This window comes from Streptomyces sp. GS7, from assembly GCF_009834125.1.
GTDB lineage: Bacteria > Actinomycetota > Actinomycetes > Streptomycetales > Streptomycetaceae > Streptomyces.
This window is the reverse complement of sequence record NZ_CP047146.1, coordinates 8,073,382-8,098,277: the sequence shown is the minus strand read 5'-3', so window position 1 is coordinate 8,098,277 and position 24,896 is coordinate 8,073,382. Positions and strand designations below refer to the sequence as shown.

Below are 24,896 nucleotides of genomic sequence, written 5' to 3'. Positions count from 1 at the left end.
TGACGGCCGTGGGCCCGTACCCCCAGGGGTGCGGGCCCACGGCCGTCGCGCCTGCGGGCGGTGGTTCAGCGCAGGACGTCCGGGGTGAGGCGGGCGCCGGGGTGCCGCGCGCGGTGCGCGGCACCCCGGTCCGGTGCCGCCCGGTGCTCCGGCCGGGCCTGCCGTACCTCCCGGGTCGGCGAGGCCGCCACGGAGCGCTCCGGCGGCGGGGCGTGGCCGCCCGGCGAGGTGATGGCCACCGACACCGCGGTCAGCGCCAGCAGCCCGGTCACCCCGAAGCCCGCGCGGGTGGTCCGCCGGGTGCGCCGCTCGCTGCTCTCCCGTACGGTCCGCGCGGGCGGCGGCGCCACCGGCCGGGACGCGGTCAGCGCGGCCAGCCGGTTGTGCAGCACCGCGCCCTGGCGCCCCGGCGGCAGCTCCCTGAGCCCCAGTTCCGGCAGCCGCTCGGCGAGGTACTCGCGGGCGTGGGTCAGCCGCCCGGTCGCCGCCGGGATGCTGGCCTCCACCTCCGCCGCGGTCTCGTCCAGCCCGAGCCCGACCCCGTCGTGCAGCAGCAGGGTGCGGCGGTACGGGGCGGGCAGCGCCAGCACCGTCTCCAGCAGTGCCCGGTCCTCGGGCGGGAGGGGCGGCGGTGCGGGCGTCTCGGGCCGGGGGCGCTCAGCGGCCCGCGGCCGCAGCCGCCGCCAGGGGGCGAGCGCGTGGTCGTGGGCGGCGGCTCGCACCCAGCCCACCGGATCCGCGTCGACCGCTACCTCCGGCCACCGCTGCCAGGCCGTCTGGAAGGCCCGCTCGACGGCCCGGCGGGCGAGCCGGGCCCGTCCGGTGAGCAGGTACGCCTGCTGGGTCAGGGGCCCGGCATGACCGTCGTAGAGCGCGTCGAAGGCTGCTGACGGTCCATCAGGCTTGGTGTCCCCGCTGGTTTCTGACGTGGTGTCGGGGACGGGGGCGAGGTGCCGCCGGTCGCGCTGTGTCATAGGAGCAGTGTGAAAACGGGTGCCGGTGGATCCCGCGCGACACGTCGGGCAAATGCCCAGTACGTGGATGAAACGGGTGTTGTTGGCAGCATGACGGTGTGAGCCAGCCGATCGATCGCGGTCCCGCGTTGTCCTCGCACGGCCGCACCGCCGCACAGCGATCCTCCGCGATCGGCGCCGCGTTCGTCGGCGGGGTGACCGCCGCCGGCCTCGGCCTGGGAGCCTTCGCGGTCGCCGTCCTGCTCCTCTGGGTCGCCTCCCCGTACCCCGACAGCGGCCCGTCCCGATCTCTGCACCTCGCCGCCGACCTGTGGTTCATGGCGCACGGCGGCGGCCTCCTCCGCGACGAAGCACCGATCGGGGTGCCGCCGCTGCTGCTCGCGGTGCTCCCGGTCTGGCTGCTCCACCGGTCCGCCCGGCACACCCTGGCCACCGCGTCCGACGACGATGCCGACCCGGCGCCCGGCCCCGACCCGGCGATCTCGCCGCGCACCCTGCTCGGTGCGCTGCTCGCCGGTTACCTGCTGGTCGCGGCCGGTGCGCTGCTCTACACCTCGACCGGCCGGCTGTCCGCCGACCCGATCGGCGCGCTGCTCTTCGTCCCGGGCACCGCGGTCGCGACCTTCGCCGGCACCGCCTGGCACACCCTCGGCCGGGGCGCCGCCGCCCTGCTGCCGCCCCGGATCCGGCACGCCCTGGCCCCACCGTCCGGCGCCGGCGCCCCCTCCTCCGGCTCCCGGCTCGCCACCGCCGCCCGGACCGCCGCCACCGCCCTGCGGACCACCGTGCTCCCCGCCCTCGTCCCCGCTCCCCGGACCGCCCTCGCCGCCTGCCGGGCGGGAGCGGCCGCCACCGTCGCGCTGCTCGCCGCCGGAGTCCTCCTCACCCTCCTCGGGCTCGCCGTGCACCCTCATCGGCTCTGCCGGGACCTGCTCCAGCTCGCGCCGGACTGGGCCGGGCGCTGCACGGTGCTGCTGCTCTGCCTCACACTCCTGCCCAACGCGGCCGTCTGGGGCGCCGCCTACGGGCTGGGGCCCGGCTTCACGCTCGGCGCGGGCAGCGCGGTCGGGCCGCTGGGCACCTCCGCGCACCCCGCGCTGCCGCCCTTCCCGCTCCTCAGCGGCCTGCCGGACCCGGGCCCGGGAACCCCGCTGACCTGGGCGGCGGCGGTGGTGCCGGTGGCCGCCGGCGCGATGCTCGCCCGGTACGCGGCCCCGGACGGGCACCGGGCGTGCTGGGCGACCGTGAAGGTGGCGGCCCTGGCGGCGGCGCTCTGCGGCGCGGTGCTGGCGGTGCTGGCCGGACTCTCCGGCGGTGCGATGGGCAACGGCGCGCTGGCCGCCTTCGGCCCGAGCTGGTGGCTCACGGGCCTGGCGGCGGCGGGCTGGACGGCGCTCCTCGGCGTCCCGGGCGCGCTGGTGCTGCGCGCCTGGCACCGGCACACCGACCGCCGCGCGGCGGCCGGCCGGATCAGCATCCGCCGCTACGTACCCCGCCCTGCCCTGCCCCGCCTCCCCCTCCGCCGCCGCCGGACCCCGGCGGCCGAAGCCGTAACGGTCTCCGAAGCCGTAACGGTCTCTGACGGTCTACCGGTCTCCGGCGACGCACCGCTCTCTGACGGCGTACCGGTCTCCGGCGACGCACCCCTCTCTGACGGTGCACTGGTCTCCGACGACGTACCGCTCTCGGACGGACTACCGGTCTCCGGCGACGCACCGCTCTCCGACGGTGTACCGGTCTCCGACGGAGGGCGGGAGCGCTGACGGCGGACGCCCCGTCGGGGCCTGTGCCTACTGCTGCTGTTGGGCGAGCAGCGGTCGCAGCTGCGGCGGGAGGAGGTTCTCGCAGGACTTGCTGGCCGACTGGGTCAGGGCGTCGTTCACGCAGGAGAAGTAGTCGCGGTAGACGATCTGGACGGTGAAGGTCGCGGCCACCATCATCAGCGCCAGCGAGGCGGTCACCAGGCCGGCGATCGCCGCGGTGGTCTGCGGGCGGGTGGAGCCCGGTGCGGGGGGCGGGCCGGCGGGGGAGGGGCGGCCCTCTATGGCCGCGGTGGCCGCCGCGGCCCGCGCCTTCGCCGGGTCGGGCTTGCCGCGCAGCGAGCTGATGCCCCAGTACAGGGACAGCGAGCCCAGCAGCAGTGCGACCTCGGGCAGGCTGAACAGCACGAAGAAGAACGCCCACATGCCGGAGAGGAGGGCGTAGCGCGCCCGGCGCTGGACCGGGTCGGTGGGGTCCCAGCGCAGGCCGCCCGGGGTGCCGGGCCCGCCCTGGCCGCCGCCCTGCGGGCCGCCGCGGCCCGGACGGCTGCCGAACTCGCCGCTCTGCCGGCCCGGTTGGCGGCTGCTCCACTGACTGCCCCAGGCCGGGGGCCCGTCCTGCTGTTCCTGGTCGCCGCCGCCGTTGCCGTCGCCGTCGGCCTGCCCGTGCCCGGCCGGGGTGCGGGGGTGCCACTCCTGGTCGGGGGTGCCGGCGGGCGGCGGGGCGAAGGGGTTGTCCCGGTCGGGGGCGGGGGATCCCTTGGGGGCGGGGGTGCCGGCGGAGCCGGGCGTACCGGCGGACGGCGAGTCCGGGGAGGACGACGACTTGCGCTCACGCGGCAGCAGGACCGCTCCACGGGCGGTGGCGGTCTGGGGTCCCCTCCCAGCGGTCGCCGGGGCAGGGAGGAGGAGAGCCGCGCGGCGGCGTCGGTCCGGCATCTGGAGTGCGTCTTCCCCTTGTCTCGGGCGTCCGTCCGGCGGGTCGGCCGGGGGGACGGTCACCATGAACTGCGTGCGTTCTCCCGCCCGACGCTACCTCCCGTGCCCGCCCCCGTCCCGCGGGGGCCGCTCGGTGTGCCGGTATCGTTGCTGACGGTCGGCTCGTTCGTAGGGTTCCCCGTATTCACGCGACCCCTCGCTTTGTGCGACCGTACAACTCCTACATCGCACCTCAAGACCCGCCCTTACGACCGCGAGAAAGACCCCCATCGTGGCCCCCTCCTCTCTTCCCGATCGCCCCGCCCCGGCCCGGATCGTGGTCCTCGTCTCCGGTTCGGGCACCAACCTCCAGGCGCTGCTCGACGCCGTCGCCGCGCAGGGCGCGGCCGAGTACGGCGCCGAGATCGTGGCCGTGGGCGCCGACCGGACCGGGATCGCCGGTCTGGAGCGCGCCGAGCGGGCCGGGCTGCCGACGTTCGTGTGCCGGGTCAAGGACTACGCGGACCGGGCGGCGTGGGACGCGGCGCTCGCCGAGGCGACCGCCGCGCACGCCCCCGACCTGGTGGTCTCGGCGGGCTTCATGAAGATCCTCGGCAAGGAGTTCCTGGCCCGGTTCGGCGGCCGGACGGTCAACACCCACCCGGCGCTGCTGCCCAGCTTTCCCGGTGCCCACGGCGTGCGCGACGCGCTCGCGTACGGCGCGAAGGTCACCGGCTGCACCGTCCACTTCGTCGACGACGGCGTCGACACCGGCCCGATCATCGCGCAGGGCGTGGTCGAGGTCCGGGACGAGGACGATGAATCCGCGCTGCATGAGCGCATCAAGGAAGTCGAGCGATCGCTGCTCGTCGAGGTCGTGGGGCGTCTGGCCCGTCACGGCTACCGCATAGAGGGACGAAAGGTACGTATCTCGTGACCGCCACCGAAGGTACGCAGCGGCCCATCCGCCGCGCTCTGGTCAGCGTCTACGACAAGTCCGGGCTGGAGGAGCTGGCCCAGGGGCTGCACGCGGCGGGCGTCCAGCTCGTCTCCACCGGGTCGACGGCCGCGAAGATCGCCGCCACCGGGGTGCCGGTCACCAGGGTCGAGGAGCTCACCGGCTTCCCGGAGTGCCTCGACGGCCGGGTCAAGACCCTGCACCCCAAGGTCCACGCCGGCATCCTCGCCGACCTGCGCCTTGAGGACCACCGGCGGCAGCTGGCCGACCTCGGCGTCGAGCCGTTCGACCTGGTGGTCGTCAACCTCTACCCGTTCCGCGAGACCGTCGCCTCCGGCGCCACCCCCGACGAGTGCGTCGAGCAGATCGACATCGGCGGCCCCTCGATGGTCCGCGCCGCCGCCAAGAACCACCCCTCGGTCGCCGTGGTCACCAGCCCCGAGCGGTACGCCGACGTTCTCGCGGCCGTGCAGGGCGGCGGCTTCGACCTGGCCGCCCGCAAGCGGCTGGCCGCCGAGGCGTTCCAGCACACCGCCGCCTACGACGTGGCCGTCGCCTCCTGGATGACCAACGTCTACGCGCCCGAGGCGGACGCCGCGCTGCCCGAGTTCCTCGGCGGGACCTGGGAGCGCCGCAGCACCCTGCGCTACGGCGAGAACCCGCACCAGGGCGCCGCCCTCTACGTGGACGGCCAGCCGGGCGGCATCGCCAACGCCGAGCAGCTGCACGGCAAGGAGATGTCCTTCAACAACTACGTGGACACCGAGGCCGCCCGCCGCGCCGCCTACGACCACGAGCAGCCCTGCGTCGCGATCATCAAGCACGCCAACCCCTGCGGCATCGCCGTCGGCGCGGACGTCGCCGAGGCCCACCGCAAGGCGCACGCCTGCGACCCGGTGTCGGCGTACGGCGGGGTGATCGCGGTGAACCGCCCGGTGACCGTCGCGCTCGCCGAGCAGGTCGCGGAGATCTTCACCGAGGTCATCGCGGCCCCGGCGTACGAGGACGGCGCGGTCGAGATCCTGGCCCGCAAGAAGAACATCCGCGTGCTCAAGGTCGACGGTCTTCCGCACCAGCCCGGTGACCTCAAGCTGCTGTCGGGCGGCGCGGTGCTCCAGCACACCGACGTCTTCCAGGCCGAGGGCGACGACCCGGCCACCTGGACCCTCGCCACCGGAGAGGCCCTGGCGGCGGAGGAGTTGGCGGAGCTGGCGTTCGCCTGGAAGGCGTGCCGCGCGGTGAAGTCCAACGCGATCCTGCTGGCGAAGGACGGCGCCTCGGTGGGCGTCGGCATGGGGCAGGTCAACCGCGTCGACTCCTGCAAGCTCGCCGTCGAGCGCGCGGGCGAGGAGCGGGCGCGCGGCGCGTACGCGGCGTCGGACGCGTTCTTCCCGTTCCCCGACGGCCCGGAGATCCTGATCGCCGCCGGGGTCAAGGCCATTGTCCAGCCGGGCGGTTCGATCCGCGACGAACTGGTCGTCGAGGCCGCGAAGAAGGCCGGCGTGACGATGTACCTCACCGGGACCCGGCACTTCTTCCACTGAGCCGGAGCGGTACGCACGGCCGGTACGCACGGAGGGCCGCACCCCTGCCCGGGGGTGCGGCCCTCCGCCGCATGGTGCGGCCGCGGTCAGTAACGCGGCCTGCTGAACCAGGCGTTGCCCTCGTCCTTGCTGACGAAGACCACCACCAGGATGCCCAGCACGGTGTGCACCAGGCCGAACGGGATGGTGAACAGGCTCACCACGATGGTGCCGACGCCGAAGACGATGGTGCCGACGCGGACGCCCTTGCCGCCGTTGCCGAACTGCGCGGCGAGGGTGATCGCGGCGGCGGTGAACACCACGATGAGGACGATCGCCGCGATCAGCAGGCCCTTGCCGACGTTGAACGCCGACATGTCCGCGTAGGGCGAGGACGCCGCGTCGTGCGACGCCTTGCTGACGCCGCCCAGCCCCAGCACCGCCAGGACCAGGCCGATGAGGTTGAGTCCGGCGAGCACGAACAGCATCGCGCGGGCGCCCTTGACGCCGCCCGGCATCACCGTCGGGTACTGCTGCTGCATACCGGGCATCGGGCCGCCCGGGTAGGCGCCGTACGGTGCCATGGGCTGCTGCGGCTGCATCGGCTGCTGCTGGGGATGGCCGTATCCGGGCTGCTGGCCCGGGGGCGGCCCGTAGGGGTTCGGGTTCGGATAGCTCACGAGCGGTGTCCTTCAGGCGACTTGAGCCGATACCGGCGCTCGCGCGAGCGGATATCGGTGCGTTTGACGGGACGGTAGGCCACCGGGCCTCCGTCATGCTCCACCGGGCACGGACCCGGCTCCGTACAGCGCCACGAAGGCCCCCGGTCGCGAGTGCGAGGGGGCCTTCGGTGGGCTGTTCAGGGCGTCCGTGCGGCCCGGTACGGCGTTACTGGGCGCGGACGACCACGGTGCCGGCGACCTTGTCCGCGAACGTCTGCGACTTCTCGTCCCACAGCGGCCACAGGTAGCCGATGGAGCAGGCGAGGCTGTCGAGGAAGTGGCAGATCTTGCGCACGAAGGCCATGCCGAAGCCGATGGGCTGACCGGTGGTCTCCTTGACCAGCCGGATGCCCAGCGCCTTCTTGCCCGGGGTCTGGCCCGTGCTGCCTTCCTTGGCGATGAGGAAGATGCCGCCGACCAGCGCGATGATCGCGGCGAGCACGATGCACAGGATCGCGCCCGTCGGGGTGGCGCTGGACGTCGCCGAGTTGGCCGCGTTCTGGTAGCAGGACATGTCGCCCGGCTGGCAGGCCGAGTAGTCCGGGTGGATCGACGTGGCCGCGCTCGCCGTCATGCCGATGCCGATGGCGTACAGGATGCCCGGGATCAGGCCCACGATCAGACCGTCGATCAGGTAGGCGCCGACGCGCGCACCCCAGCTCGCGTAACCCTGGGGCATCCCCGGCATGCCCGGCTGGCCGTACGGGGCCTGCGGCTGCTGCGGGTAGCCGCCGTACTGCGGCGCGCCCTGCTGGGGGTAGCCGTACGGCTGCTGGGGCTGCTGCGGGGCGCCCTGCTGCGGGTAGCCGTAGCCCGGCGCGCCGCCCTGCGGCGGGACCGGCGGCTGCTGGCCGTACGGGCCCTGGGGGGCCTGCGGCGGCTGCTGGCCGTACGGGTTGTTCGGGTCACCGAAGCTCATGGTGCTGCTTTCCTCCGTTGGGTGCCAGTGGGGGACGACGCGGCGTGACTCGGAGGAAAAACAGGTGGTTTCACTGGCCCGCCCCCGACGATGCCTGCGGCACTGCGCGTCAATCCTTCTAGGTGAGGAATCCCTCTGTCCAGTCAGGGTGGTCAGCCTTTGTCCAACCGCAATGATCATTTCCGGACAACTGCCGTCCGTGCGGCCTGATTGGAACACGGGTGCCTCCATCCGGGAGGATGGGGGTATGACTGCCCAGATTCTGGATGGCAAGGCCACCGCCGCCGCGATCAAGTCCGAGCTCACCGACCGCGTCGCGGCGCTGAAGGCCAGGGGCGTGCAGCCCGGCCTCGGCACCCTGCTGGTCGGCGACGACCCCGGAAGCCGCTGGTACGTCAACGGCAAGCACCGCGACTGCGCGCAGGTCGGCATCGCCTCGATCCAGCGCGAACTGCCGGCGACCGCCACGCAGGAGGAGATCGAGGCCGTCGTCCGGGAGCTCAACGAGGACCCGGCCTGCACCGGCTACATCGTCCAACTCCCGCTTCCCAAGGGCATCGACGCCAACCGCGTGCTGGAGCTGATGGATCCGGCCAAGGACGCCGACGGGCTGCACCCGATGAGCCTGGGCCGGCTGGTGCTCGGCATCGAGGGCCCGCTGCCGTGCACCCCGTACGGCATCGTCCAGCTGCTGCGCCGGCACGGGGTCGAGATCAAGGGCGCGCACGTGGTGGTGGTCGGCCGCGGCATCACCATCGGCCGCCCGATGCCGCTGGTGCTGACCCGCAAGTCGGAGAACGCCACGGTCACCCAGTGCCACACCGGCACCCGCGACCTGTCCGCGCACCTGCGGCAGGCCGACATCATCGTCGCCGCGGCCGGTGTGCCGCACATCATCAGGCCCGAGGACGTCAAGCCCGGCGCGGCCGTGCTGGACGTCGGCGTCAGCCGGGACGAGAACGGCAAGATCGTCGGCGATGTGCACCCCGGTGTCGCCGAGGTGGCCGGCTGGGTCGCCCCCAACCCGGGCGGCGTCGGCCCGATGACCCGGGCCCAGCTGCTGGTCAACGTCGTCGAGGCGGCCGAGCGCGCCGCCGCGGTCTGAGAGCCTGTCTACGACACGACCCGGACACGGAAGGGGCTGACCGCCACCCATGGCCGCCGAAGCGCACTCAGAGGGCGCATCCGAGCCGCAGCGCACCTCGCGCCGCTTTCCGCAGGTCACCCGGGACACCGCCCGCCCCGAGGGCGGTGGCCGGGCCGCCTCGGGCGACTCTCCCGCACCGGCCCGGCAGTGGCCGCTGCTCGCCGTCATGGGCGGAGTGGCGGCCGGGCTGCTGCTGGTCGCGGTCGACGCGTTCCGCATCGGCTCGATCGTGATCGGCCTCTCCCTGCTGGCCGGCGCGGTGCTGCGGTGGGCGCTGCCGTCGGTGGGGATGCTGGCCGTACGGTCCCGCTTCACCGACATGGCGACGTACGGCGGGCTCGGCTTCGTCATCGTGATCCTGGCGCTGATGGTGCAGCCCAAGCCGTGGATCCACGTCCCGTTCCTCGACGACATCGTGCACTTCACGGTGCGGTAGCCGAGCGCGGCGCGCCCCCCGGGGCGCGGTGGTCGCGGAACGGCGAGCCGCCCGTGCCGTAGCCGCCCGCGCCCGTGTGACGCGGGTAACTTGGCGACGTCCGGGGGGTGCACCGACCGCGAGAGGGATGTTCCGCCTCATGGCCAAGATCAAGGTTGCCCACCCCGTCGTCGAACTCGACGGCGACGAGATGACCCGCATCATCTGGTCGTCCATCCGGGACCGGCTGATCCTCCCGTACCTCGACATCGAGCTGGCGTACTTCGACCTGGGCATCGAGCACCGGGACGCGACCAGCGACCAGGTGACCGTCGACGCCGCGCACGCCATCAAGGAGCACGGCGTCGGCGTGAAGTGCGCCACGATCACGCCGGACGAGGCGCGGGTCGAGGAGTTCCACCTCAAGGCCATGTACCGCTCGCCGAACGGAACCATCCGCAACATCCTCGGCGGCGTGATCTTCCGTGAGCCGATCATCATGGAGAACGTGCCGCGGCTGGTCCCGGGCTGGACCGAGCCCATCGTCGTCGGCCGCCACGCCTTCGGCGACCAGTACCGCGCCACCGACCTCAAGATCCCCGGCGCCGGCACCCTGACCCTGGCCTTCACCCCGAAGGACGGCAGCGAGCCGATCGAGCTGGAGGTCCACGAATTCCCGGGCCCCGGCGTCGCGCTGGCCATGTACAACCACGACGACTCGATCCGCGACTTCGCACGGGCCTCGTTCCGTTACGGGCTCGACCGCGGATACCCGGTCTACATGTCGACGAAGAACACGATCCTGAAGAAGTACGACGGCCGGTTCAAGGACCTCTTCCAGGAGGTCTTCGACAGCGAGTTCCGGACCGAGTTCGAGGCCAAGGGGCTGACGTACGAGCACCGGCTGATCGACGACATGGTCGCCATGGTGCTCAAGTCGTCCGGCGGCTACGTCTGGGCCTGCAAGAACTACGACGGCGACGTCCAGTCGGACGTCGTCGCCCAGGGCTTCGGGTCGCTCGGGCTGATGACGTCGGTGCTGATGTCCCCCGACGGGCGGACCATCGAGGCGGAGGCGGCGCACGGCACCGTCACCCGCCACTACCGCCACCACCAGCAGGGCAAGCCCACCTCCACCAACCCGATCGCCTCGGTCTTCGCCTGGACCCGCGGGCTCGCCCACCGCGGCCGGCTCGACGACACCCCCGAGGTCGTCCGCTTCGCCAAGGCGCTGGAGCAGGTCTGCGTGGAGACCGTCGGGGGCGGCCAGATGACCAGGGACCTGGCCCTGCTGATCGGCCCGGCGCAGCCCTGGCTGACCACCGAGCAGTTCCTGGACGCCCTGGACGCCGGGCTGCAGAAGGCGATGGCGCCCGCCTGAGGCGCACCGGCGGCCCGCAGGCTGGCCGGGATTCGCCGCTCGGGGCGGGCGGCCCCGCGGCCGGGGGATTGCCCGCGCGGATACCGGGCATGCGCTCGAATACCCCCCACGGGTGTGGCACAGGCCGGTGGCCGCCCGCGCTCCCCTCCACAAGCGGGCGGCCACCGCACCGCCGCGCGGGGACCGGCCGGTGTGCGCGCCGGGGTGCGCGCCGGGACCGGGGCCGCCCGGTCAGGTGGCCGGTCCGGGTCCGGTGAGGTGGCCGGTGAGGTGTCCCACACCGGCCCGTCGTCGGGGCCGGGCGGGGGTCCGATAGCCTGACGGCCGGGTCTCTCGATACCAAGAGACCTCGATAGATGGGCAGGGACACCCACCGCCACCCAAGGTGGTCCAGGGGCTTGCCCCCGGAAAACACCGCGCAGGAGATCGCCATGACCCGCACTCCCGTCAATGTCACCGTCACCGGCGCCGCCGGCCAGATCGGTTACGCACTCCTCTTCCGCATCGCTTCCGGTCATCTGCTCGGCGCGGACGTGCCGGTCAAGCTGCGCCTGCTGGAGATCCCGCAGGGGCTGAAGGCCGCCGAGGGCACCGCGATGGAACTCGACGACTGCGCCTTCCCGCTGCTCCGCGGCATCGACATCTCGGACGACCCGAACGTGGCCTTCGACGGCGCCAACGTCGCGCTCCTGGTCGGCGCCCGCCCGCGTACGAAGGGCATGGAGCGCGGTGACCTCCTGGAGGCCAACGGCGGCATCTTCAAGCCGCAGGGCAAGGCCATCAACGACCACGCCGCGGACGACATCAAGGTCCTGGTCGTCGGCAACCCGGCGAACACCAACGCCCTGATCGCCCAGGCCGCCGCCCCGGACGTACCGCGCGAGCGCTTCACCGCGATGACGCGCCTGGACCACAACCGCGCCGTCTCGCAGCTCGCGCAGAAGACCGGCACCCCGGTCTCCGAGATCCGCCGCCTGACCATCTGGGGCAACCACTCGGCCACCCAGTACCCGGACATCTTCCACGCCACGGTCGCCGGCAAGAACGCCGCGGAGACCGTGAACGACGAGAAGTGGCTGGCCGACACCTTCATCCCGACCGTCGCCAAGCGCGGCGCGGCGATCATCGAGGCCCGCGGCGCGTCCTCCGCCGCCTCGGCCGCCAACGCGGCCATCGACCACGTCCACACCTGGGTCAACGGCACCGCCGACGGCGACTGGACCTCCATGGGCATCCCGTCGGACGGCTCCTACGGCGTCCCGGAGGGCCTGATCTCGTCCTTCCCGGTCACCACCAAGGACGGCTCGTACGAGATCGTCCAGGGCCTGGAGATCAACGACTTCTCCCGTGAGCGCATCGACGCCTCGGTCAAGGAGCTGGCGGAGGAGCGCGAGGCCGTCCGCGGTCTCGGCCTCATCTGAGCCACCCCCGCCTCCCGAACGAGCCCGCACGGTCCCAACGGCCGTGCGGGCTCGGTCGTTTGACGGCCCGAATCGCGGTGCGCCGTGCGGCGCGCTCCTCTATGCTGCGGCTTCCCTGCCACGTACGGGTGAAGGCGGCGCGCTGCCGGAACAGCGCCCGCACACCGGCACGTTGAGGCGGGTAGTCGGTACAGCGGCGACGGGGGAGGCCGATGAGCGGTACGGATGTGTCTGCGCAGCCGGAGGAGCCGGAGGAGCCGGAGGAGCCGGAGGAGCCGGAGGAGCCGGAGCGGTCGGGCGGTCCGCCACGGCTGAGCAAGGGCGTGCCCGAGCAGTCCGCGGGCGCCGCGCCGGCCGCCGCCCCCCTCCCGCCGGTCCTGCCCGTCCCGCCGGGCGCCAGCGACACCACCCGCCTGCTGTGCGCCGGCACGTACATGGACGAGGCGTTCCGGGATGCCGTCATCGACGAGCTGTACGTCCATGAGGAGCGGTTCGCCGCGCCGTCCCTGGGCATCGACGCCGCCCGGGTGCTCGCCCACGCCCTGCGGGCCCGCCGCCTCGAACTGGGCTGGGCGGCGCTGATGTTGCTCGCCTGCGTCGTGGCGCTCCCGCTCTCGCGGTGGCTGGCGGTGGCCTATGTCCTCCCGGTAGTCCTGCTGGGGATCGGCCGCTACGTCCGCCGGGCGCCGCTCCCGGAGTGGCTGGCCCGCGGCCTGTCCCTCCTCTTCCGCTGGAACGGCCGCCTCATGCTGACCCTGCTCGTGGTGGGGCTGGCGGTGGCGGCGTTCAGCGGGGACGATGCCGCGACGAGCTTCGCGTCCCCGCTCGCCTGGCTGCTGGACAGCCTCTTCTCCGGCTCCTCGGGGTCCGGCTCCCTCGGCGGCGGCTTGGGACCGGGCCCCTACGCCGGCCCCGGCTCCGCTGCGGCTGTGTCCGGCTCGTCTGGTTCGTCCGGCTTCGCCGCGGTGTTCCCGGTCTGGGTCGCGCTGCTGCTGCCGGTGGCGCTGGCCGTGCTGGTCGCCCTCCGGCGCGGCCGGTTCGCCCACGTGCTGGCCCGCGAACTGTCCCGGGAGCGCTTCCCGGACGTGCTGTCCGACCCCGCCGAGCAGTCCGACGGCATCCGTTTCCAGCGGCTGCGGCACCGCGTCCGGGTCGAGCAGCACGGGCCGCTCGTGATGTACCGCGCCGCCGACCCGTTCCGCGGCGCCGGCGAGGCGGTCAAGCCCTGGTCGCTCTCGGTGGAGCTGGTCCCGCGAACCGGCCGCGCGGCCGAACCGCTCGACAACGGCGCGATCCTGGCCCGTGTCGTCCCGCTGGTCGAGGAGCTGCGCGTCCCGTCCGGATCACCGCAGACGGCAGCGGCGGTGCGCGACCGGCTGCGCGCCCTGGAGATCGACGAGTGCGTCTTCCTCCCCGCCGACGGGCTGCCGACCCGCGCGGCGGCACCGTACGACCCGGCGGCGTTCGAGGCCCACCGGGCCGCCGCGATCGAGGAGGGCGGCGAGACCCGCCGGCACTTCCTGCGGATCAGGGTCGGCGGCTGGAACGAAGGCGTGGTCACCACCGTGTTCGTGCGGGTCCACTCCCAGGGCGGCATGCTGATGTTGGAGGTCGCCCCGCATGTGCTGCTGCCGCTGCGCCAGCTCTTCCAGGACGCCGACCGGATCGCCCACCGCTACCGCCACCACGGCCACTTCGGCACGGCGGTCTGGGCGCTGACCCACACCCCGCGTGCCGTCGGCGACGCCGTGCTCACCCTGCTGCGCGGGCTGCGGACCGCCTGGCGGCTGCTCACCGGCGGCAACGGCGGCGCCCTCCCCGAGGGGCCCGCCGCCTCGGTCCGAGAGCTGGGCTCCTTCGGCGAGGCATCGCTGTTCCAGGACATGGACGTGGCCCGCTACCTGAAGTCCATTCAGGACCGGGTGGCGGCCGGGGTCATGACCGCGCTGCGCGACGCCGGCTATCGGACCGAAGAATTCGAGCAGCGGATCGTCAACATCGCCGAGGGCGGTGTCTACGTCGAGTCCGCACAGGGCGCCGTGGGCATCGGCGACCACAACACCCTCATCAGCAACGGCGACAACACCATCCAGCGCGATTCCGCGTCCAAGAAGGGCAGGCCCCAGCGTGGCAACGGCTGACGCACCCGGCAACGGCGACAACCCCGGCAACGGCGGTAACGGCGGCGCCGACCAGGGCATCCACGGGATCCACATCGGCAGCGTCCAGGGCGCCTTCGCCATCGGCAACCACAACACCGTCACCCATCACCAGGGCTCCGCCCCCGCCACCGACCCGGCGCAGCAGGAACTCCTCCAGGCCGTCCGCGCGCTGCGGGAGGACCTCGGGCGGCTCGTGGGCAGCCCCGAGATCACCGCCCTGACCGCCCAACTCACCGACACCGAAGGCGAGATCACCGAAAGCGGCGCAGCCGGCCCCGGCCGCCTGGCCCGGCTGCGCACCGCCCTGACCGACGCCGGTTCCCTCGTCGGCCTGCTGTCCTCGGGGGCCTCGGTCGTACAGGCGGTCAGCGCCCTCCTGGGAGGCTGACCGGCCATGCCCGACGGACCCGCACCGCACTGGAACCCGGACACCCAGTCCTGGGAGACCGGACCCCCGCGCCCCGCCCGCCCGTACACGGGCCCGCTGCCGCCCCGCCCGACGACCGCCCCGTCGATGGGAGCGCCGTCCGCGGACGGTACGGCGTCCGGTGCCGGCGCCCCGCCGCCCGATGTGCCCTGGCCGCCGTTCGCCTCCTCCGGCACCCCGGCGCCGCCACGCGAAGGGCCCGCGGTCCCACCCGCGCCCGTGGCGCCGTTCCCACCCGTGCCCGAGGCGCCGTTCCCGCCTGCCGCCGAGGCGTTCGCACCCGCACCGGAGACCCCTTACCCGCCCTTACCGCCCGTTCCGGGCACCGGCCGCCGCCGTACGAGGGCCCTCATCGCCGCAGCGGTGGTGGGCGTCCTGGCGATCGGTGCCGGTGGCGCCTACCTCCTCTGGGGCCGCACCCCGGCACGCCCGCCCGCCGCCCACCCGCCGACCTCGTCCGCCTCCGTCACCACCACCCCCACGGCGCCCGCCACCGGCGGCACCGCGTCCGGTACGCCGACCGTCTCGCCCACCGCCTCCGGCGCCCCGGGCGGCTACCACGTCGTCCACGACGTCAAGGGCTTCACCCTCGCCGTCCCCGACGGCTGGCAGCGCGACGAACGGCCCACCGGCGTCTTCTACACCTCGGCGGACTCCCGCAACCTGCTCCAGATCTTCCAGATCACCGAATCCGGCCTCACCCCCCAGCGGGCCCTGGAGCAGGCGTCCCAGGGACTCGCCGGCAACCCCGGCTATCAGCAGATCAGCCTCGGCCCGGTCCCCGGACCGTCCGGTTCCAGCGGCGCCCAGCTGGTCTACGCCTACGACAGCGACCGCCTCGGCATCCGCGTCCAGGCCGTCGACACCGCGTTCGCCGCCGCGGACGGCCGGCAGTTCGCGGTCCTCGTCCTGGGGCCCGCGGCGGACTGGCCCCGGCAGCAGGAGACCGAGCACCTGGCCCTGCAGTCCTTCTCCCCCACGAGCTGATCCGGCGGGCGGGGCGGCCCGCGGGCCGCCCCGCCCGCCGGGCACGGAGCTGCGGAGCTATCCCGGCAGCTCCGTGCGCTCCCACCACTCGTAGACGGGCAGCCGCCCCTCGGCCGTGTCCCACTCCCGCTTCGTGACCCGGAAGTGCTCATAGCCACCGCGGTAGGGAACCTTCAGGTCGTCCCCGTCCGGATCCACCTCGACGATCCGCTCCGTGATGCCCTCGGGGCCGCCTTGAAGTACTGCCTTCGGTGCCTTGCTCGCCATGCCCGCAGTGTCTCGCGCCCCTCGCACCCGCCCCCGACGGCTCGCCGGGCGTTACCCGAGCAGCCCTGCGGGCGGTCGGGTCAGACGCTCTGGACGGGACCTTCCAGTACCGAGATGTCGGTGGTGGCGCCGGGATCGGGGGTGTGGGAGGGGACCGGCCGGTCGTAGTCGCTGAGCTGGATGGTGCCGGTCTCGCCGTCGATCTCGGTGACCAGCTTCCGCGGGTAGTGCCGGCCCTCGATGGCGACGTAGACGGTCTGGGCGGCGCCGCCGGCCTTCTTGGTGACGGGGAGGACGGGGGTCCCTTCCTCGGTGGTCGGCCGGCCCTTGGTGAGGGTGAACGAGGGCGACTGCGGTGCCGGGTCGGGAGGGGAGGAGGACTCGGGGGTGGCGACCGCCTGCTGGAAGCTGTTGAGGTCGCAGGCGGCGGTCAGGCGCTGGAGGAAGTCGTCGTCGGTGGTGCCGTGCAGGAAGCGGCCCCCGTAGGCCCGGGCGGCGGCGGTCCCGTCGTTGCCGGGGAACTGGCTCTTCCAGAAGGCGGCGTCGGGCTTCACCCAGACGTTCTTGCCGCGCTTGACCAGGTCGACCCGGCCGAGCGGGCCCTTGCTGATGTGGCCGGCGCAGTTGCCTTCGCGGTCCAGGGTGAGATCGAGCCGGGTGGGGTCGGTGCTGGTCGTGCTCCGCAGGCGCAGGGACTTCGCGGCGAGGAGCTCGTGCACGGCGTCGTCGGAGATCTGCTGGGCCGTCCGGTGCGCGAGGTCGCCCTCGCTGCCGGGGTTGTGGGCTGCTGCCGTGGCGCCGCTCCAGACGGTCGCTGCGACGAGGGCCGTGCCGCAGGTCAGGGCGGTGAGGGTGCGGCGGGTGCCGGTCATCTCGCTACCTCCGGTCCCGAGGGGCTCCCGTGAGGGCATACGGCTATTCAGGGTACGTTCCGGGCTAATCGGGCGCATATGGAGTGCCCGACGTGACTCGGGTCACTTTCCGTGCACGTTTGGGCATAGGCCGAGGGGTTTCGGGGAGGGGTTCCCGTTGCTGGCTGCCCCCGGGGTGCCGGCGGTGAGAACGCATCGGTAAGTGGAAGGCAGAAGATCGACGTGTCGGCAACCGAGACAAGCGCGACCATTCACGTAGGCGGGGAGTGGCTGACGGCCGCGTCCGGCGCCACGCGGGAGGTCCTGGACCCCGCCGACGCGACGACGCTCCAGCTCGTGGCCGAGGGCGGCGCGGAGGACGCCGACGCGGCGGTCGCGGCGGCCAAGCGGGCCTTCGGCGGCGGCGCCGGGGCCTGGCCCCGTACGGCGGTGGCCGAGCGTGCGGCGCTGCTGCGCCGGGTCGCCGACCTGCTCCAGCGCGACCGCGAGGAGATCGCGCTGATCGAGAGCCGGGACACCGGCAAGACGCTGGAGGAGGGGCGGGTCGACGTCGACGACGTGACCAACGCCTTCCGCTACTTCGCCGACCTCGTGGTGAACGAGAGCGGCGGACGGGTCGTCGACGCCGGGTCGGCGGACGTGCACAGCATCGTGGTGCACGAGCCGGTCGGCGTCTGCGCGCTGATCACGCCCTGGAACTACCCGCTGCTCCAGGCCAGTTGGAAGATCGCGCCGGCGCTGGCGGCCGGCAACACCTTTGTGATCAAGCCCAGCGAGGTCACCCCGCTCTCGACCGTCCACCTGGTCGGGCTGCTGGTCGAGGCGGGCCTCCCGGCCGGCGTCGCCAACATCGTCACCGGGGCCGGGCTGCCGGTCGGGCAGCGGCTCGCCGACCACCCCGACGTGGACCTGTTCTCCTTCACCGGCGGGCTGGCCAGCGGCACGAAGGCGGGCGCGGCGGCGGTCTCCGGCGCCAAGAAGATCGCGCTGGAGCTGGGCGGCAAGAACCCGAACGTGGTCTTCGCCGACGCCTGCGCCACCGACGAGGGCTTCGACACCGCCGTCGACCAGGCGCTGAACGCGGCGTTCATCCACAGCGGGCAGGTCTGCTCGGCCGGCGCCCGGCTGATCATCGAGGAGTCCGTCCGGGACCGCTTCGTCGCCGAACTGGCCCGCCGCGCCGAGAAGATCAAGCTGGGCCGCGGCACCGCCGAGGGCGTCGAGTGCGGCCCGCTCGTCTCGCAGCAGCAGCTGGACAAGGTCGAGGCGTACGTCGCCTCGGCGCTGGCCGAGGGCGCCCGGCTGCGCTGCGGCGGCGCCCGCCCCGCGCCGAGCGACGTCCGCCCGGCCGGCGGCTACTTCTACGCGCCGACCGTGCTCGACGGCTGCCATCGCGAGATGACGGTGGTCCGGGAGGAGACGTTCGGCCCGATCCTGACCGTGGAGACCTTCACCACCGAGGACGAGGCCGTCGCCCTCGCCAACGACACCGAGTACGGGCTGGCCGGCGCGGTCTTCTCCGCCGACACCGCGCGCGCCCGCCGGGTCGCCGCCCGGCTGCGGCACGGCACCGTATGGATCAACGACTACCACCCCTACCTGCCGCAGGCGGAGTGGGGCGGCTTCGGCAAGTCCGGCATCGGAAGGGAGCTGGGCCCCTCCGGGCTCGACGAGTACCGCGAGAGCAAGCACATCTACGAGAACCTCCGGCCGGAGCCGGTGCGCTGGTTCGCGGGCTGACCCCCGTACCCCCGGCAGCCCCCAACTCCCGGACCCCGCGCACTTCTTGCAGTAAGGAGCACACCCCTCATGCCCGTGTACGACTATGTCGTTGTCGGCGGTGGCACCGCCGGCTCCGTCATCGCCTCCCGGCTCACAGAGGACCCCGGCATCACCGTGGCGGTGATCGAGGGCGGCCCGTCCGACATCGACCGTGACGACGTCCTGACGCTGCGCCGCTGGCTCGGCCTGCTCGGCGGCGACCTCGACTACGGCTACACCACGACCGAGCAGCCACGCGGCAACTCGCACATCCTGCACAGCCGCGCCAAGGTGCTCGGCGGCTGCTCCTCGCACAACACGCTGATCTCCTTCAAGCCGCTGCCGTCCGACTGGGACGAGTGGGAGGCGGCCGGCGCCACCGGCTGGGGCGCCGCCGACATGGACCCGTTCTTCGGCAAGCTCCGCAACAACATCGTGCGGGTGGCGAAGAAGGACCAGAACCAGATCGCCACCGACTGGGTCGAGGCGGCGCGGACGGCGCTCGGCGTGCCGGAGGTCGTGGGCTTCAACGACCGGCCCTTCGACGAGGGCGTCGGCTTCTTCGACCTCGCCTACCACCCGGAGAACAACAAGCGGTCGTCCGCCTCCGTCGCCTACCTCCACCCGCACATGGAGGCCGGCGACCGGCCCAACCTCACGCTGCTGCTGGAGACCTGGGCGCACCGCCTGGAGCTGGACGGCGCCCGCGCCAAGGGCGTCCACGTCCGCACCAAGGACGGCGAGGAGGTGTACGTCGAGGCCGCGCGCGAGGTGCTGGTGTGCGCGGGCGCGGTGGACACCCCGCGGCTGCTGATGCACTCCGGCATCGGCCCCAGGAAGGACCTGGAGGCGCTGGGCATCGAGTGCGTACTGGACCTGCCGGGCGTCGGGGAGAACCTGATCGACCACCCGGAGTCGGTGATCGTGTGGGAGACCGACGGGCCGATCCCGGGGAACTCCGCGATGGACTCGGACGCCGGGCTGTTCGTCAAGCGGGACCCGGAGCACAAGGGCCCGGACCTGATGTTCCACTTCTACCAGATCCCGTTCACCGACAACCCCGAGCGGCTGGGCTACGAGCGCCCCGAGCACGGTGTGTCGATGACCCCCAACATCCCCAAGTCCCGCGCCCGCGGCCGCCTTTACCTCACCTCCGCGGACCCCGAGGTCAAGCCCGCGCTGGACTTCCGGTACTTCGAGGACGAGGGCGACTACGACGGGCAGACCCTCGTCGACGGCATCAAGCTGGCCCGCAGGGTCGCCCAGGCCGAGCCGTTCGCCAAGTGGCTCAAGCGGGAGGTCTTCCCCGGGCCCGAGGTCACCGACGACGCGGAGATCGGCGAGCTGGTGCGCAAGGCCGCACACACCGTCTACCACCCGGCGGGCACCTGCAAGATGGGCGCCGCCGACGACGAACTCGCCGTTGTTGACCCGGAGTTGAGGATCCGGGGACTTGACGGCATCCGGATCGCGGACGCCTCGGTCTTCCCGACGATGCCCGCGGTCAATCCGATGATTGGCGTGCTCATGGTGGGGGAGAAGTGCGCCCAAATGCTTCACGCGACCCCGACTCAAGGAGGTGATGCGTGATGGCCAGCACCTCCGTCGGCGCATCTGACGTGCCCAACCCCCGTAAGAACGACGACAACGCCGACCACGCCGCTGACGCCGACCACGCCGACAACAAGAACACCGTGGTGGACGGCGGGCCGGACGAGCGGCCCGTGGTGTTCTCCGTGCGGCACCTGTGGAAGGTCTTCGGGCCGAAGGCGGACCGCATTCCGGAGAACACCGACGTCGCCGGGCTCAGCGCCCAGGAGCTGCGCGAGAAGACCGGCTGCACCGCCGCCGTCCGCGACGTCTCCTTCGACGTCCACAAGGGCGAGGTCTTCGTCGTCATGGGGCTCTCCGGCTCCGGCAAGTCCACCCTCGTACGCTGCCTGACCCGGCTGATCGAGCCGACCAGCGGCAAACTGGAGATGGACGGCGAGGACGTCCGCTCCATGGACCGCGGCGCGCTGCGCGAACTGCGCCGCCGCCGGGCCGCCATGGTCTTCCAGCACTTCGGCCTGCTGCCGCACCGCACCGTCGTCGACAACGTCGCCTACGGCCTGGAGATCCAGGGCATGGGCAAGACGGAGCGCCGCGAGAAGGCCGCCGAGATCGTCGACAAGGTCGGCCTCGCCGGACTGGAGAAGCGCCGCCCCGGCCAGCTCTCCGGCGGCCAGCAGCAGCGCGTCGGGCTCGCCCGCGCGCTCGCCGTCGACCCCGAAGTCCTCCTGTTCGACGAGCCGTTCAGCGCGCTCGACCCGCTCATCCGGCGCGACATGCAGGAGGAGGTCGTCCGCCTGCACCGCGAGGAGGGGCGGACCATGGTCTTCATCACCCACGACCTCGCCGAGGCGCTGCGGGTCGGCGACCGGATCGCGCTGATGCGCGACGGCCGGATCGTCCAGCTCGGCACCCCCGAGGAGATCGTCGGCTCGCCCGCCGACGACTACGTCCGCGACTTCGTCCGGGACGTCCCCCGCGAGCAGGTGCTGACCGTGCGCCGCGCGATGCGCCCCGCCGAGGACGGCGAGGCCGACGAGGGCCCGGAGCTCGCCCCCGACACGCTGATCTCCGACGCCATCGAGGCGGTCGCCCGCACCGGCGGCCCGGTCCGCGTGGTGGACGGCGCCCGCTGTCTCGGCATCGTCGACCACGCCTGTCTGCTGAACGTCGTCGCCCGCCTCCAGGGCCCGCAGCACGACGAGCACGGTGAGGTGGCAGCCTGATGTACGCCGCAGCCCCCTACCGCGGCGCCGCCCGCGCCATCACCCCCCGCGCCCCCGCCGCCGGCCGCCGCGCCCGGCTGCGCGCCACCCTGCTGCGCCACTGGCGCGAGGCCCAGCGCGCCGCCGCGATGAACGTGCCGACGGGCACCGTGAAGCGGGGTCGGGCATGAGTACCGCAGCACCCACCACCACGCCCGGCGCGCTGGGCGCCGCCGACCGGTTCGGCCCGGTGCAGACCCTCCTGCGCCGCCGCGGCCTCGCCAAGCTCCTGCTGCTCGCCGTCGCCGCGGCGGTCCTGGTCCCGCTCGTCCAGGCGAAGTGGTCAGGCGCCGCCTGGCCCGGCGCGCTGACCGTCGACCTCTCCGGCCCGCTCGGCAAGACCAGCGACTGGATCATCAACAACCGTGACAGCCACTGGCTGTTCGTGTACTTCCTGGGCCACCTCAGCAACGCCGTGGTGATCTCGGTACGCGCCGTCTACCTGCTGCTGCTCGCCCTGGGCTGGACCGGCGTGACCGCCGGTCTGACGCTGCTGGCCTGGCGCGTCGCCGGCCTCCGGATCGCCGCCACCGCGCTGGTCTCCTTCCTGGTCAGCGGGCTGCTCGGGATGTGGATCCCGACCATGCAGACGCTCGCCCTGATGGTCGTGGCGGTCGCCGTCTCGGTGGCCGTCGGCGCGCTGCTCGGCCTCGCCGCCGGCCTCTCCGACCGCCTCTTCCGCATCCTGCGCCCGGTCCTCGACACCATGCAGGTGCTCCCCGCCTTCGCCTACCTGCTCCCCGTCGTGCTGGTCTTCGGCATCGGCGTACCGGCCGCGCTGCTGGCCACCGTCATCTACGCGGCGCCTCCGATGGCGCGGCTGACCGCGCTCGGGCTGCGCGGCGCGGACGCCGGCGTCCTGGAGGCCGTCTCCTCGCTCGGCGCCACCGGACGCCAGCGGCTGCTCACCGCCCGGCTCCCGCTGGCCCGCAAGGAGCTGCTGCTCGGCGTCAACCAGACGATCATGATGGCGCTGTCCATGGTCGTGATCGCCTCCATGATCGGCGCGGCCGGCCTCGGCGACCGCGTCTACCAGGCGCTGGCCTCGGTGGACGTCGGCTCCGCGCTCGCCGCCGCCATCCCGATCGTGCTGCTCGCCATCGTCATGGACCGCACCACCGCGGCGGCCGGCGAACGTGTCGGCGCCGCCACCGGCACCACCGGCCCCAAGTGGCTGCGCGGCTGGCCCGCCTGGGCCGGGATCGCGGTGCTCACCGCGGCGTTCGCCCTGGTCGGCCGGCTGTCCGGCTCGACGGTCTGGCCGTCCGGTGCGACGCTGGCCATCGCCCGCCCGGTCAACGACTTCAAGGAGTGGATGGTCGGCCACCTCTACTCCGGCGTCCCCGTCCTCGGCGGCACCGCCGACTGGGCCGCGCACTTCACCAACTGGGTGCTCAACCCGCTGCGCGACGGCCTGACCGCGCTGCCCTGGTACGGCGTGCTGCTCGTCGTCGCCGCGCTGGCCTGGCTCATCGGCACCTGGCGCACCGCCCTGACCGCGGTCCTCGCGATGGCCGCCATCGGCGTACTGGGTGTGTGGAACCCGTCCATGGACACCCTCTCCCAGGTCCTCGCCGCCCTGGTGGTGACCCTGGTGCTGGGCTTCGGCATCGGCATCCTGGCCGCCGGCAGCAAGCGCTTCGAGGCGCTGCTGCGCCCGGTCCTGGACGTGATGCAGACGATGCCGCAGTTCGTCTACCTCATCCCCGTCGTGGCGCTGTTCGCCGTGGGCCGCGCCCCGGCCGTCGCCGCGGCCGTGGTCTACGCCCTGCCGGCCGTCATCCGCATCACCACCCAGGGCCTGCGGCAGGTCGATCCCGCCGCCATGGAATCCGCCCACTCCCTCGGTGCCACCCGCTGGCAGACCCTCCGGCAGGTCCAACTCCCGCTGGCCCGGCCCGCGTTGCTGCTGGCCGTGAACCAGGGCGTGGTGCTCGTCCTCGCCGTCGTCATCATCGGCGGCCTGGTCGGCGGCGGCGCCCTCGGCTACGACGTCGTCACCGGCCTCTCCACCGGCAACCTGGCCCTCGGCCTGGTCTCGGGCGTCGCCATCGTCTGCCTGGGCCTGATGCTCGACCGGGTCACCCAGCCGACGGAACGGCGGACGACGGGGAAGGGAGCCTGACCATGACCCGCACACGCATCAAGCTCGTGACCACCTCGGTGGCGACGGCCGGAGCCCTGCTCCTGACCCTCTCCGCCTGCGGCAAGGCCGACATGACCAAGCAGGCGTCGCCGTTCGCGGCGGCCAAGGGGTCCAAGTCCGTCACGCTCTCCGTGCAGACCTGGGTCGGCGCCCAGGCCAACGTCGCGGTCGCGAAATACCTCCTGGAACACCAACTGGGCTATCACGTCGACACCGTTCAGGTGGACGAGATCCCCGCCTGGGACGCGCTCAGCCAGGGCCGGGTCGACGCGATCCTGGAGGACTGGGGCCACCCCGACCAGGAGAAGCGCTACGTCCAGGACAAGAAGACGATCACGGCGGGCGGCGGCAACGGCGTCACCGGCCACATCGGCTGGTGGGTCCCCAAGTACTGGGCCGACGCCCACCCCGACGTTCTCAACTGGAAGAACCTCAACAAGTACGCCGACCAGCTCCGCACGTCGGAGAGCGGCAGCAAGGGCCAGCTGATGGACGGCTCGCCCTCCTATGTCACCAACGACAAGGCGCTGGTGAAGAACCTGGGCCTCAACTACCAGGTGGTCTTCGCCGGTTCGGAAGCCGCGCAGATCACCCAGATCCAGCAGTTCGCCAAGCAGAAGAAGCCCTTCCTGACGTACTGGTACGAGCCCCAGTGGCTCTTCAACCAGGTGCCGATGGTGGAGGTCAAACTCCCCCCGTACACCGACGCCTGCGCGGCGAAGGGCACCAAGGACCCGCAGTCCATCGACTGCGCGTATCCGACCACGCCCCTGCAGAAGTACTTCAACACCGATTTCGCCAAGAGCGGCAGTTCCGCGGTGGCGTTCCTGAAGAACTTCAGCTGGGACAAGAAGAACCAGAACGAGGTCTCCGAAATGATCGCCTCGAACGGCCTCTCCGCCGACGAGGCGGCCAAGCGCTGGGTGCAGGAACACCCGGACGTGTGGAAGCGGTGGCTGCCGAAGAAGTAGCCGCACGCCGCTGCCTTTTCCCGGGCGGGCCCGTCGCCGACGGACCCGCCCGGGATTTCCTTTCTCCCGTCCCTATCGCTGACGTCCCTTGGCTCGGCAGATTGCGCAGGGGAAGGGGCACGGTGGAACGTCTGCCCCTGGGGGAATGGCCACCACGCCGGAATGCGAGTACCGCGGGTCGTCAGACGGCGCTTGCCGGACCTCGGTGCCGTCGGCGTCCGGTGCCGTGCGCTCGATGGTTGTCACGCCGCCCCGCCGTGCGCACCTTCGTGATTCCTGATCTCCCGAGCGGTGGCGCAGGCGGCCCGCCAGTCATTCCGATTCCGCGCCTCTTTTCGCTGGCGGGACA

22 protein-coding genes are annotated in these 24,896 nt (G+C 72.9%); 16 read left to right on the top strand and 6 right to left on the bottom strand.

Annotated elements, in window-relative coordinates; genetic code table 11:
• Positions 1 to 65 precede the first annotated feature (65 nt).
• Complete coding sequence (locus tag GR130_RS35175) at positions 66 to 974, bottom strand: RNA polymerase sigma factor (RefSeq protein ID WP_159508449.1); 909 nt, start codon at positions 972 to 974, stop codon at positions 66 to 68.
• A 98-nt stretch (positions 975 to 1,072) separates the two neighbouring features.
• Here GR130_RS35175 and GR130_RS35170 point away from each other — a divergent pair, with 98 nt between their 5' ends.
• Complete coding sequence (locus GR130_RS35170) at positions 1,073 to 2,737, top strand: cell division protein PerM (protein WP_159508448.1); 1,665 nt, start codon at positions 1,073 to 1,075, stop codon at positions 2,735 to 2,737.
• A 27-nt stretch (positions 2,738 to 2,764) separates the two neighbouring features.
• Here GR130_RS35170 and GR130_RS40090 read toward each other — a convergent pair whose 3' ends face one another.
• Positions 2,765 to 3,673, bottom strand: coding sequence for a hypothetical protein (locus GR130_RS40090; RefSeq protein ID WP_201305085.1), 909 nt, complete (start codon positions 3,671 to 3,673; stop codon positions 2,765 to 2,767).
• A gap of 271 nt (positions 3,674 to 3,944) precedes the next feature.
• On the opposite strand from GR130_RS40090, the gene purN reads away from it, so the two are divergent.
• Together purN and purH are read left to right on the top strand one after the other, a co-directional pair.
• Positions 3,945 to 4,589 (top strand): phosphoribosylglycinamide formyltransferase, encoded by a 645-nt coding sequence (gene purN, locus GR130_RS35160; protein ID WP_159508446.1) that lies wholly within the window; start codon positions 3,945 to 3,947, stop codon positions 4,587 to 4,589.
• Positions 4,586 to 6,154 carry a bifunctional phosphoribosylaminoimidazolecarboxamide formyltransferase/IMP cyclohydrolase gene (purH, locus tag GR130_RS35155; protein ID WP_159508445.1) on the top strand — a complete coding sequence of 523 codons (1,569 nt, stop codon included), beginning with the start codon at positions 4,586 to 4,588 and terminating at the stop codon, positions 6,152 to 6,154. Before purN ends, purH begins: the two co-directional genes overlap by 4 nt.
• 86 nt (positions 6,155 to 6,240) lie before the next feature.
• On the opposite strand, the gene GR130_RS35150 is transcribed toward purH, so the two are convergent.
• Positions 6,241 to 6,813, bottom strand: a complete 573-nt coding sequence (locus tag GR130_RS35150; RefSeq protein WP_159508444.1) for a hypothetical protein — start codon at positions 6,811 to 6,813, stop codon at positions 6,241 to 6,243.
• Between the two features lie 208 nt (positions 6,814 to 7,021).
• Positions 7,022 to 7,774, bottom strand: a complete 753-nt coding sequence (locus GR130_RS35145) for an RDD family protein (protein WP_159508443.1) — start codon at positions 7,772 to 7,774, stop codon at positions 7,022 to 7,024.
• Positions 7,775 to 8,021: 247 nt separating this feature from the next.
• Here GR130_RS35145 and GR130_RS35140 point away from each other — a divergent pair, with 247 nt between their 5' ends.
• The 7 genes from GR130_RS35140 (at position 8,022) to GR130_RS41145 (ending at position 15,714) form a co-directional block, all read left to right on the top strand.
• A complete protein-coding gene (locus GR130_RS35140) occupies positions 8,022 to 8,879 on the top strand; it encodes a bifunctional methylenetetrahydrofolate dehydrogenase/methenyltetrahydrofolate cyclohydrolase (protein ID WP_159508442.1) in 858 nt (285 codons plus the stop codon).
• A 49-nt stretch (positions 8,880 to 8,928) separates the two neighbouring features.
• Positions 8,929 to 9,357 (top strand): DUF3017 domain-containing protein, encoded by a 429-nt coding sequence (locus tag GR130_RS35135; RefSeq protein ID WP_159508441.1) that lies wholly within the window; start codon positions 8,929 to 8,931, stop codon positions 9,355 to 9,357.
• 139 nt (positions 9,358 to 9,496) lie between these two features.
• Entirely contained in the window at positions 9,497 to 10,717 is a 1,221-nt protein-coding gene (locus tag GR130_RS35130) for an NADP-dependent isocitrate dehydrogenase (protein ID WP_159508440.1), read from the top strand.
• Positions 10,718 to 11,148: 431 nt separating this feature from the next.
• The gene (locus GR130_RS35125) at positions 11,149 to 12,138 is read left to right on the top strand and encodes a malate dehydrogenase (protein ID WP_159508439.1); all 990 of its coding nucleotides are present in this window, start codon (positions 11,149 to 11,151) and stop codon (positions 12,136 to 12,138) included.
• Positions 12,139 to 12,350: 212 nt separating this feature from the next.
• Positions 12,351 to 14,279 (top strand): hypothetical protein, encoded by a 1,929-nt coding sequence (locus GR130_RS35120; RefSeq protein WP_443043719.1) that lies wholly within the window; start codon positions 12,351 to 12,353, stop codon positions 14,277 to 14,279.
• Entirely contained in the window at positions 14,266 to 14,688 is a 423-nt protein-coding gene (locus tag GR130_RS35115) for a hypothetical protein (protein ID WP_328707580.1), read from the top strand. The genes GR130_RS35120 and GR130_RS35115 overlap by 14 nt, the downstream gene beginning before the upstream one ends.
• A gap of 6 nt (positions 14,689 to 14,694) precedes the next feature.
• Positions 14,695 to 15,714: a hypothetical protein gene (locus tag GR130_RS41145; RefSeq protein WP_236573803.1), complete on the top strand. Its 1,020-nt coding sequence runs from the start codon at positions 14,695 to 14,697 to the stop codon at positions 15,712 to 15,714.
• A gap of 57 nt (positions 15,715 to 15,771) precedes the next feature.
• On the opposite strand, the gene GR130_RS35105 is transcribed toward GR130_RS41145, so the two are convergent.
• Together GR130_RS35105 and GR130_RS35100 are read right to left on the bottom strand one after the other, a co-directional pair.
• Positions 15,772 to 15,981 carry a DUF5988 family protein gene (locus tag GR130_RS35105; RefSeq protein WP_159508438.1) on the bottom strand — a complete coding sequence of 70 codons (210 nt, stop codon included), beginning with the start codon at positions 15,979 to 15,981 and terminating at the stop codon, positions 15,772 to 15,774.
• An 80-nt stretch (positions 15,982 to 16,061) separates the two neighbouring features.
• Positions 16,062 to 16,853: a hypothetical protein gene (locus GR130_RS35100; protein WP_159508437.1), complete on the bottom strand. Its 792-nt coding sequence runs from the start codon at positions 16,851 to 16,853 to the stop codon at positions 16,062 to 16,064.
• A 222-nt stretch (positions 16,854 to 17,075) separates the two neighbouring features.
• On the opposite strand from GR130_RS35100, the gene GR130_RS35095 reads away from it, so the two are divergent.
• The 6 genes from GR130_RS35095 (at position 17,076) to GR130_RS35075 (ending at position 24,547) form a co-directional block, all read left to right on the top strand.
• Positions 17,076 to 18,593, top strand: a complete 1,518-nt coding sequence (locus tag GR130_RS35095) for an aldehyde dehydrogenase family protein (RefSeq protein WP_159508436.1) — start codon at positions 17,076 to 17,078, stop codon at positions 18,591 to 18,593.
• A 69-nt stretch (positions 18,594 to 18,662) separates the two neighbouring features.
• Positions 18,663 to 20,204: a GMC family oxidoreductase gene (locus GR130_RS35090; RefSeq protein WP_159508435.1), complete on the top strand. Its 1,542-nt coding sequence runs from the start codon at positions 18,663 to 18,665 to the stop codon at positions 20,202 to 20,204.
• The gene (locus GR130_RS35085; protein ID WP_159508434.1) at positions 20,204 to 21,391 is read left to right on the top strand and encodes a quaternary amine ABC transporter ATP-binding protein; all 1,188 of its coding nucleotides are present in this window, start codon (positions 20,204 to 20,206) and stop codon (positions 21,389 to 21,391) included. Before GR130_RS35090 ends, GR130_RS35085 begins: the two co-directional genes overlap by 1 nt.
• Positions 21,391 to 21,561, top strand: a complete 171-nt coding sequence (locus tag GR130_RS40085; RefSeq protein WP_201305084.1) for a hypothetical protein — start codon at positions 21,391 to 21,393, stop codon at positions 21,559 to 21,561. The genes GR130_RS35085 and GR130_RS40085 overlap by 1 nt, the downstream gene beginning before the upstream one ends.
• Positions 21,558 to 23,555, top strand: coding sequence for an ABC transporter permease (locus GR130_RS35080; protein WP_159508433.1), 1,998 nt, complete (start codon positions 21,558 to 21,560; stop codon positions 23,553 to 23,555). Before GR130_RS40085 ends, GR130_RS35080 begins: the two co-directional genes overlap by 4 nt.
• A gap of 2 nt (positions 23,556 to 23,557) precedes the next feature.
• Positions 23,558 to 24,547, top strand: coding sequence for an ABC transporter substrate-binding protein (locus GR130_RS35075; RefSeq protein WP_159508432.1), 990 nt, complete (start codon positions 23,558 to 23,560; stop codon positions 24,545 to 24,547).
• Positions 24,548 to 24,896 lie beyond the last annotated feature (349 nt).

Bases quoted from the DNA above. Each gene is read 5' to 3' on its own strand.
- GR130_RS35075 (WP_159508432.1), top strand. From the start codon at position 23,558: ATGACCCGCACACGCATCAAGCTCGTGACCACCTCGGTGGCGACGGCC.
- GR130_RS35175 (WP_159508449.1), bottom strand. From the start codon at position 974: ATGACACAGCGCGACCGGCGGCACCTCGCCCCCGTCCCCGACACCACG.
- GR130_RS35105 (WP_159508438.1), bottom strand. From the start codon at position 15,981: ATGGCGAGCAAGGCACCGAAGGCAGTACTTCAAGGCGGCCCCGAGGGC.
- GR130_RS35090 (WP_159508435.1), top strand. From the start codon at position 18,663: ATGCCCGTGTACGACTATGTCGTTGTCGGCGGTGGCACCGCCGGCTCC.
- GR130_RS35120 (WP_443043719.1), top strand. From the start codon at position 12,351: ATGAGCGGTACGGATGTGTCTGCGCAGCCGGAGGAGCCGGAGGAGCCG.
- GR130_RS35130 (WP_159508440.1), top strand. From the start codon at position 9,497: ATGGCCAAGATCAAGGTTGCCCACCCCGTCGTCGAACTCGACGGCGAC.
- GR130_RS35125 (WP_159508439.1), top strand. From the start codon at position 11,149: ATGACCCGCACTCCCGTCAATGTCACCGTCACCGGCGCCGCCGGCCAG.
- GR130_RS35145 (WP_159508443.1), bottom strand. From the start codon at position 7,774: ATGAGCTTCGGTGACCCGAACAACCCGTACGGCCAGCAGCCGCCGCAG.
- GR130_RS41145 (WP_236573803.1), top strand. From the start codon at position 14,695: ATGCCCGACGGACCCGCACCGCACTGGAACCCGGACACCCAGTCCTGG.
- GR130_RS35085 (WP_159508434.1), top strand. From the start codon at position 20,204: ATGGCCAGCACCTCCGTCGGCGCATCTGACGTGCCCAACCCCCGTAAG.
- GR130_RS35135 (WP_159508441.1), top strand. From the start codon at position 8,929: ATGGCCGCCGAAGCGCACTCAGAGGGCGCATCCGAGCCGCAGCGCACC.
- GR130_RS35080 (WP_159508433.1), top strand. From the start codon at position 21,558: ATGAGTACCGCAGCACCCACCACCACGCCCGGCGCGCTGGGCGCCGCC.
- GR130_RS35100 (WP_159508437.1), bottom strand. From the start codon at position 16,853: ATGACCGGCACCCGCCGCACCCTCACCGCCCTGACCTGCGGCACGGCC.
- GR130_RS40090 (WP_201305085.1), bottom strand. From the start codon at position 3,673: ATGCCGGACCGACGCCGCCGCGCGGCTCTCCTCCTCCCTGCCCCGGCG.
- GR130_RS35140 (WP_159508442.1), top strand. From the start codon at position 8,022: ATGACTGCCCAGATTCTGGATGGCAAGGCCACCGCCGCCGCGATCAAG.
- GR130_RS40085 (WP_201305084.1), top strand. From the start codon at position 21,391: ATGTACGCCGCAGCCCCCTACCGCGGCGCCGCCCGCGCCATCACCCCC.